General features: G+C 38.5%; 8 protein-coding genes. All 8 read left to right on the forward strand.

Annotated elements, in window-relative coordinates; translation table 11 throughout:
• Positions 1-173 precede the first annotated feature (173 nt).
• Positions 174-2,060, forward strand: coding sequence for a transglycosylase SLT domain-containing protein (locus I6F49_RS15770; protein ID WP_197181278.1), 1,887 nt, complete (start codon positions 174-176; stop codon positions 2,058-2,060).
• A gap of 150 nt (positions 2,061-2,210) precedes the next feature.
• On the forward strand, positions 2,211-3,533 hold the full coding sequence (pepQ, locus tag I6F49_RS15775; protein ID WP_197181279.1) for a Xaa-Pro dipeptidase: 1,323 nt from the start codon (positions 2,211-2,213) through the stop codon (positions 3,531-3,533).
• An 88-nt stretch (positions 3,534-3,621) separates the two neighbouring features.
• Positions 3,622-4,236 (forward strand): YigZ family protein, encoded by a 615-nt coding sequence (locus I6F49_RS15780; RefSeq protein WP_166421564.1) that lies wholly within the window; start codon positions 3,622-3,624, stop codon positions 4,234-4,236.
• Positions 4,237-4,332: 96 nt separating this feature from the next.
• Positions 4,333-5,784 (forward strand): TrkH family potassium uptake protein, encoded by a 1,452-nt coding sequence (locus tag I6F49_RS15785; RefSeq protein WP_121953916.1) that lies wholly within the window; start codon positions 4,333-4,335, stop codon positions 5,782-5,784.
• Positions 5,785-5,828: 44 nt separating this feature from the next.
• Positions 5,829-6,491 carry a flagellar brake domain-containing protein gene (locus tag I6F49_RS15790; RefSeq protein WP_197181280.1) on the forward strand — a complete coding sequence of 221 codons (663 nt, stop codon included), beginning with the start codon at positions 5,829-5,831 and terminating at the stop codon, positions 6,489-6,491.
• A 462-nt stretch (positions 6,492-6,953) separates the two neighbouring features.
• Entirely contained in the window at positions 6,954-7,166 is a 213-nt protein-coding gene (locus I6F49_RS15795) for an EF-hand domain-containing protein (RefSeq protein ID WP_004335175.1), read from the forward strand.
• A gap of 139 nt (positions 7,167-7,305) precedes the next feature.
• Complete coding sequence (locus I6F49_RS15800; RefSeq protein WP_197181281.1) at positions 7,306-7,518, forward strand: calmodulin; 213 nt, start codon at positions 7,306-7,308, stop codon at positions 7,516-7,518.
• A 77-nt stretch (positions 7,519-7,595) separates the two neighbouring features.
• Entirely contained in the window at positions 7,596-7,811 is a 216-nt protein-coding gene (locus I6F49_RS15805; RefSeq protein ID WP_197181282.1) for a calmodulin, read from the forward strand.
• The last annotated feature ends 159 nt before the right edge of the window (positions 7,812-7,970 follow it).

A 7,970-nucleotide genomic window follows, 5' to 3' on the forward strand; every position in this document is an offset into this window, starting at 1 on the left:
GAACTAAGACTGGTACGATGAGTTTGCATTTCAATCAGTGTGCTTGCTTTAAATTAAAAATGCAACGAAAAATTTAACTCGGTTACAATCGACTGGTTAAAATATAGCTGGTTTGGTGCTAAGGTGGTTGAAAAGTTTTTATTCACTACTTTAATTTTTTATTAAAGGACATTATGAAAAAATATTTATTAAGTGTTGCGGCAGCTGCATTCATTTTCCCTCTTTATTCTGCCGAGGCAAGTATCAACAACGAGGCATTTTTAGATGCCGAAAAAAAAGTAAGGTACGGAAGCTACCAAGACTTTAAAGAAGCGGTTAGTGGCTTAAATCATCCGTTGAAACCTTACGTTGAAAAAACATATTGGCAGCGCCATCCAAATATTAAGTATCAAGCAGAGATAGAAGACTATTTAAACATATATCAACATACTCCGCTTGAGTGGCCGGTACGTAAAGCATGGTTAGAGTATTTAAAAAAGCAAAATAAAAAAGCAGCTTATATTCGTAATTACCGTGAAACGTCTAATACTGGGCTTACCTGTACTTATTTAGATTTTCAGCTTGATTTGGGCGCACCTGAAAAAGCAATATTTAATCAGGTAACCGACCTATGGGCTGTGGGTAAGTCGCAGCCAAATGAGTGCGATAGTTTATTTTCACAGTGGCGTAAAAAAGGCTACATGAAAGAAGAAACCGTTTGGAAGCGCGTTACACTTGCTGCTGATGGCGGTACGCAAAGCTTACTACCTTATTTAAAAACGCTGTTACCTAAAAATGAAAGCTACTTAGCAGATTTATATTTAAAAGTACGTAAAGATCCAAGCGCTGCAGCTGGATTATATAGATATAAAAATAAGTCAGCTAAAGAAGGCCAAATAGCACTTTATGGTGTTAAGCGTTTAATATGGCGCGATAAAGAGCTTGCTTTGAAGGCGTGGGAAAAGTTAGAAAAAATATTTAAGTACAGTGATGAGGAAAAAGCGGGTGTGTATTACACTTTTGCATTGTCGCTTGCTTCAAGCGGGCATAAACAAGCGAGCTTTTGGCTAAATAAAGTGCCAAAAGAGCGACTAGACAGCAAGCTTATTCAATGGCAACTGGGCAATATGCTCAAAACCCAAGATTGGGAAGGTATCGCTGCGTTTTTTACAGGTAAAGAAAACTTAAGCCTTGGCCAACAATATTGGTTAGCTTACAGCTATGCAAAACGTGGTGAGCAACAAAAAGCCGACGACATTTGGAAAACCGTAGCGGCTAATCGTGATTATTACGGCTTTTTAGCAGCTGCGCGTTTGGGTTTACCTGTTGATTTAAATAATCAACCTTTAGCTGTTGATAAGGTACTTGTAGATAAAGTAAGGAATGCACCAGGTTATAAGCGCGCAAAAGCACTTTACGATATTGAGCGCTTTACGTCGGCGCGCCGTGAGTGGAATTATTTAACGGATACGTCTAGCGACGAAGAAAAACTAGCTGCATCACAACTATCTACCGATTTAGGTTGGCACGACAGTACTATTTTTACTTTAGCAAAAATTAAAGCGTGGGATAACGTAGAGCAACGTTTTCCGTTTGCGTTTCAAGATGTTTTTGAGCGCTACAGTAAACGTAGCAAGATAGATGTTGCCTGGAGTATTGCTATTGCAAGGCGCGAAAGCTCTTTTGCGCCAGATGCACGCTCGCATGCTAATGCACGTGGTTTAATGCAGTTATTACCTAGTACTGCTGAGTATGTAAATAAAGGCAGCGTTACGAGTAGTCGTTTATATCAACCTAAAACAAATATTAGGTTGGGTACGAGTTACTTACAATACTTAAAAAAGAAAAACCATGGCAATGAAGTGCTGGCAACAGCTTCTTATAATGCGGGTTATCACCGTATAAAGCGTTGGTTACCTGATGACGCTATTCCGGCTGAGTTATGGGTAGAGCTTATTCCGTATCGCGAAACCCGTGATTACGTAAAAAATGTATTTGCGTACAGACAGGTTTACCATACAAGAATGGGCCGAGAAGGTAATGTATTAGCGCCGCTACTCGAAATGAAAATGGGCGGTTGAATATATGATACCAATCGACCAATAACTTAACACGATAGGTATAGGTATTAATAAGGGGGATGTTTACATGTTAAATATCCCCCCTTTTTTGAGCGCTTAGTGTTTAAGTGGTAGACTCAGAGCAAGTTAAATTTAACAGATGGATTAACAATGGATAAATTAGCCGTTTTATACGCCGAACATATTGCAACACTGCAACAGCGTACTCGTACAATTTGTAATAGCGAAGGGTTAGAAGGATTAGTAATTCATTCAGGCCAAGCTAAGCGCCAGTTTTTAGATGATATGTATTATCCATTTAAAGTTAATCCACAGTTTAAAGCGTGGTTACCGGTTATTGATAATCCTCATTGCTGGATTGTGGTAAATGGCAGCGACAAACCAAAACTAATATTTTATCGTCCAGTAGATTTTTGGCATAAAGTACCAGACGAGCCTCGTGACTTTTGGGCTGAGTACTTTGATATAGAGCTATTACTTCAGCCTGATCAAGTTGAAAAGTTATTACCATACGACAAAGCTAAATACGCTTACATGGGCGAATATATTGAAGTAGCGCAAGCACTTGGTTTTAGTATTATGAACCCTGAGCCTGTACTTAACTATTTTCATTACCACCGCGCTTATAAAACGCAGTACGAGCTTGAATGTTTACGCAACGCTAACCGCATTGCAGTAGATGGGCATAAAGCTGCGCGCGATACATTTTTTAATGGCGGCAGTGAGTTCGATATTCAACAAGCGTACTTAATGGCTACACGTCAAAGCGAAAATGAAATGCCGTACGGCAACATTGTTGCGCTTAACGAAAACTGCGCTATTTTGCATTACACGCATTTTGATCCAAAAGCGCCACACACGCATAACTCATTTTTAATTGACGCCGGTGCAAACTTTAATGGTTACGCTGCTGATATTACCCGAACTTATGATTTTAAAAAGCAGGGTGAGTTTGCTGAGCTTGTGCAAGCTATGACGGTTCAACAAATTGAATTAGGTAAAGGTTTAAAGCCGGGTATGCTTTATGGTGATTTACACGTTGAATGCCATAACCGTATAGCACAAATTCTAAGTGATTTTAAAATTGTTAATTTACCAGCGACAGAAATTGTTGAGCGTAAAATTACCTCTACTTTCTTCCCGCATGGTCTAGGGCATCACCTTGGTTTACAAGTGCATGATATGGGCGGCTTTATGAGTGACGAAAAAGGCACTCATCAGCCATCGCCAGAAGGGCATCCGTTCTTGCGTTGTACTCGTCGAATAGAGAAAAACCAAGTGTTTACTATTGAACCGGGTTTATACTTCATTGATTCACTGCTTGGTGATTTAGCGCAAACCGATAATAAGCAGTTTATTAATTGGGAAAAGGTTGAGTCATTTAAACCATTTGGCGGTATTCGTATTGAAGATAACATTATTGTTCACGAAGATAGCTTAGAAAATATGACACGAGATTTAGCGCTCGATTAATTCTAGTTAACACTAATTAGTTTATACACGTTAAAATACGTACATTATTTAAAGGGGCCTTTTGGCCCCCTTTTTACAAGTTTAAAATATGTCTGAATATAAATATCCCGCTGCTGACGTTTTTCATCAAGAAGAAATTAAAAAAAGTACGTTTATAGTTCACATTGCACATACCCCCGATTTAAATTCAGCTAAAGCATTTATTAAAAGCATTGAAGAAAAGTATAGCGATGCGCGTCATAACTGCTGGGCACATGTGGCAGGTAACCCCGGGGGAAGCCATGTTTATGGTTTTTCGGATGATGGTGAACCAAATGGCACGGCAGGAAAGCCTATGTTAAATGTGCTGGTGGGTTCGGGCCTTGGCGAAATAACAGCTGTAGTTACACGTTACTTTGGCGGAATAAAATTAGGCACGGGCGGATTAGTACGAGCTTATGGTGGCTCATTAAATAATGCATTAGTAAAATTGCAAACGGTACTTAAAGTTCCCAGTGTTGAAATTACTGGGAGTAGTGAATACAGCATGCAAGGTGCTATTGAGCAGTCATTAAAAACAAAGTATCAAGTGCTTAATATTGATAAGCAATTTACTGCTAATATTGAATGGGTGATTACAATAGATAGCCGCGAAGCTCAGCAAGCAATCAAAGATATTTTTGATTTAAGTCACGGCGCAGTTGAGTTAACTATTAAAGAGTAATAACCTACACAAATTGCATGTAATGCATACTGACCCTATTTAATTTGGCTGATACTACTCAGCCTGAATTTACTAATAATAAAAGCGACAAGCTAAATGCAATTTCGTACCATCATAAAAATTCTTGGCCAACTTGTTGCGCTGTTTAGTATTACCATGGTGCCTCCGGCACTGGTGTCTTTAATATATAAAGACGGTGGTGGTGTTCCTTTTGTTTTAGCATTTATCTTTAGTGTTGTTATTGGCATGATGGCTTATTACCCAAACCGCCATGAAAACGGTGACTTAAAAGCACGTGAAGGCTTTTTAATTGTTGTTTTGTTTTGGCTGGTACTTGGGGCGTTTGCGTCCTTGCCGCTTATATTTTTACAAGAACCTAATTTATCGCTCGCCGATGCGGTGTTTGAAGCATTCTCTGGCTTAACAACCACCGGCGCTACAGTACTTACCGGTATTGAGTACTTACCTAAGTCGGTGTTATTTTATCGCCAGCAACTCCAGTGGTTTGGCGGTATGGGTATAATCGTACTCGCTGTCGCTATACTACCTATGCTTGGTGTTGGTGGTATGCAGTTATATCGTGCTGAAATACCAGGGCCTGTAAAAGACTCCAAAATGACCCCGCGAATTGCCGATACAGCAAAGCATCTTTGGTATATTTATGTGTCGCTTACTATTGCTTGTATGCTGGCTTATTGGGCTGCAGGAATGGAGTGGTTTGATGCTATATGTCATGCATTCTCAACGGTGGCTATTGGTGGTTTCTCTACTTACGATGCCTCTATGGGGCACTTTGATAGCCCTGTAATTAACTTTATTTGTGTGTTCTTTTTAATTATAGCCGCCGTTAACTTCTCCCTGCATTACGCCGCTGTGGCGAGCCGAAACGTACAAGTTTATATTCGAGACCCTGAGTTTAAGGTGTTTTTGTGTATTCAATTAGCGCTGGTGGTTATTTGTTTTACCGTACTTTCCTCTAATGAAATATTTGCTAATGGCGATGAAACCCTCGATCAGGCGTTATTTCAAGCTGTTTCTATGAGTACAACGGCAGGCTTTGCTACTGATAACTTTTCAACTTGGCCTTTGTTTTTACCTATTTTACTTATATTTTCGAGCTTTATTGGTGGCTGTGCAGGCTCTACCGGTGGTGGTATGAAAGTAGTGCGCGTATTCCTACTTTATTTGCAGGGTGTGCGTGAGCTCAATCGTTTGGTTCATCCTCGTGCTATATATTCAATCAAGCTGGGTAGAAAGGCGCTGCCAGATAAAGTAGTAGAAGCTGTGTGGGGATTTTTCTCTGCTTATGCGTTGGTGTTTATTATTATAATGTTAGCGCTTATGGGCACGGGTATGGATAATATAACGGCGTTTTCAGCCACTGCTGCTTGTTTAAATAACTTAGGCCCCGGCTTGGGTGATGTAGCCTCGCACTATGGTGCCATAACCGATGGTGCTAAATGGTTACTGACCATTGCAATGGTGTTTGGTCGCCTAGAAATATTTACCTTATTAGTGCTATTTACGCCTACATTTTGGCGTGGTTAAACGAGTCGTTTAAATTTTAAAATACAAGTTAGTGGGAAAGGGATATGCCAACTTCAAATCTAGATAAATTACATCAACTAACTACAAGTGGTTTGGTCGATTTAGAAATATTAACCCCAACCGACAGTAAACGTGTAAAAACCGAGTTTGTTGGTTTGCTTGAAAATAAATTTATTATTTTAAATTACCCAAACTCTAGACGTTTACCTGCTAGTAGTGACTATTTACGTGATGGTGTAATGGTTGTTGTTAGAGCATTAATTGAAGGTGGCGGCGGGCAAGTTATAGCGTTTCGCCAACAAATAATGTCGGTTGCGTCTCACCCGGCTAAGCTTATATTTATTAACTACCCTAAGCAGGTACAGTTATTTGCACTACGCTCGCAAACGCGTATACCTACCTTATTACCTGCAAAGCTAAAACTAAGTGACGACAGAGTACTTGAAGGCCTCATTAAAGATATTTCGCTAACAGGAGTAATGTTTGATATTAGAGGCGATCAGCAAGATGAAAATATTAAAGATATGCAATGCACAGTAATACTCAATAGCAGTGATAAAAGTTTTGAAGGCGAAATTTGCAGTGTTAAAGAACATGTCGCAGGCGTGCGTTGTGGAATTAAGTTACTAGCAAGCGAGGATGAAATGAAAACTTTTATGAAAGAGCATTTTATAGACCCTTCAGCGCTCGAACCTACCGTTGAATAAATAGCTTTTCGCTTATTTGCAACAAAAAGGTGTTTGACGTCAGTATTTATAAAATACTTTTTATTGTTTTTATAATTAAAATTATTATTTAAATAAAACAGTGCATTACGTATTATTTGTTGTGGTTTTTTTTGTGTTATTAAATCTACCTCGTTAAAATTTATCTGAATTATTCTATAAATCCCCTTCTTTAATTTCCATACATTTAAAAATGTATCTTTTTATCTAAACATAACTATATGTTTTTAATAGTTTTAATATATCCACTTTGAAGTGCGTTGCTAAAAGGCAACAGTAATTACTTTAAAATCCTTTCTTTTTATGAGTTTTACATTTAACTATCTGAAATTTAATAGCTTTTAAATGTTGGCATCTAAGTTGTAATAGTCTAGGTGTACTGAACGAAATCGTGATTCAAAGTGAAATACTTAATCGCACACATAAATTTGAAGGATACATATTATGAAAAGCATTAATAAAACTTTAGCACTTATCGCTATTGCATCTTCTTCAGCCGCTTTTGCTGCAACAGACTTTGACACACTTGATGTGGATGGCAGTGGCACAATTAGCCAAGCAGAAGCATCAGTAGACGCAAAATTAATGAGCATGTTCTCTGAACTTGATACTGACCAAAATGGTGAGTTATCAAAAGAAGAATTTTCAGAAGCTTAATTTAAAGTATTTATCCTGAGTTGCCAAAGACAACCTAAGTAGGCAAGGGAGCTTACGAAAGAGGATAACAAGGAAGTGAAAAATTACGTTTTAAGTTAAACGAAGCAATTTTTTTGATAGAACATTGAAGGATTAAGTTATGAAACATTTAAATAAAGCATTAGCACTTATAGCACTAGCGTCTTCTTCAGCTGCATTAGCAGCATCAGATTTTGACAGCCTTGATATCGATGGTAGCGGCACAATTAGCCCAAGCGAAGCGGCAGTTGATACGGATTTAATGGCTGAGTTTATTGAGCTAGACACAGATGGTAGCGGCGAGCTTTCTAAAGAAGAGTTTGCTAATTACTAATTAACCTCTTTAGGTTAAACATTTTTCACAGTCAGGGATCTTTGAAAAGGACTTCCCATTTTACTAGGAATATTATTATGAAAACATTAAATACAACACTTGCAGTTATCGTTTTAGCATCTTCATCAGCAGCATACGCAGCAGTAGACTTTGCCTCTTTTGATGCAGATGGCGACGGCGCGATTTCGATGGAAGAAGCGAAGGTTAATCCTCAGCTTGTAAAGATTTTTGATGATTTAGATGTTGATGGAAACGGTGAGATCTCCAAAGAAGAGTTTTCAAAAGTACAGTAATCAATATTTAAGCATACTCCACTAAAGCCGCCTTAGTCAGCTAACACCATTCAGTTAAGCATGTTTTGACTTAATGGTGTACCGAGTTTTTGAAATTCGAACGGTCCTACTTTTGGGCCGTTTTCTTTTTTCTGGAAGAATATAACGTTTCACTCGTTC

The organism is Pseudoalteromonas sp. SWN166 (assembly GCF_015864485.1).
Classification (GTDB): domain Bacteria; phylum Pseudomonadota; class Gammaproteobacteria; order Enterobacterales; family Alteromonadaceae; genus Pseudoalteromonas.

Excerpts from the sequence above, each read along its gene's own strand:
- I6F49_RS15795 (WP_004335175.1), top strand. The coding sequence starts at position 6,954 with ATGAAAAGCATTAATAAAACTTTAGCACTTATCGCTATTGCATCTTCT.
- I6F49_RS15785 (WP_121953916.1), top strand. The coding sequence starts at position 4,333 with ATGCAATTTCGTACCATCATAAAAATTCTTGGCCAACTTGTTGCGCTG.
- I6F49_RS15805 (WP_197181282.1), top strand. The coding sequence starts at position 7,596 with ATGAAAACATTAAATACAACACTTGCAGTTATCGTTTTAGCATCTTCA.
- I6F49_RS15770 (WP_197181278.1), top strand. The coding sequence starts at position 174 with ATGAAAAAATATTTATTAAGTGTTGCGGCAGCTGCATTCATTTTCCCT.
- I6F49_RS15790 (WP_197181280.1), top strand. The coding sequence starts at position 5,829 with ATGCCAACTTCAAATCTAGATAAATTACATCAACTAACTACAAGTGGT.
- I6F49_RS15780 (WP_166421564.1), top strand. The coding sequence starts at position 3,622 with ATGTCTGAATATAAATATCCCGCTGCTGACGTTTTTCATCAAGAAGAA.
- pepQ (WP_197181279.1), top strand. The coding sequence starts at position 2,211 with ATGGATAAATTAGCCGTTTTATACGCCGAACATATTGCAACACTGCAA.
- I6F49_RS15800 (WP_197181281.1), top strand. The coding sequence starts at position 7,306 with ATGAAACATTTAAATAAAGCATTAGCACTTATAGCACTAGCGTCTTCT.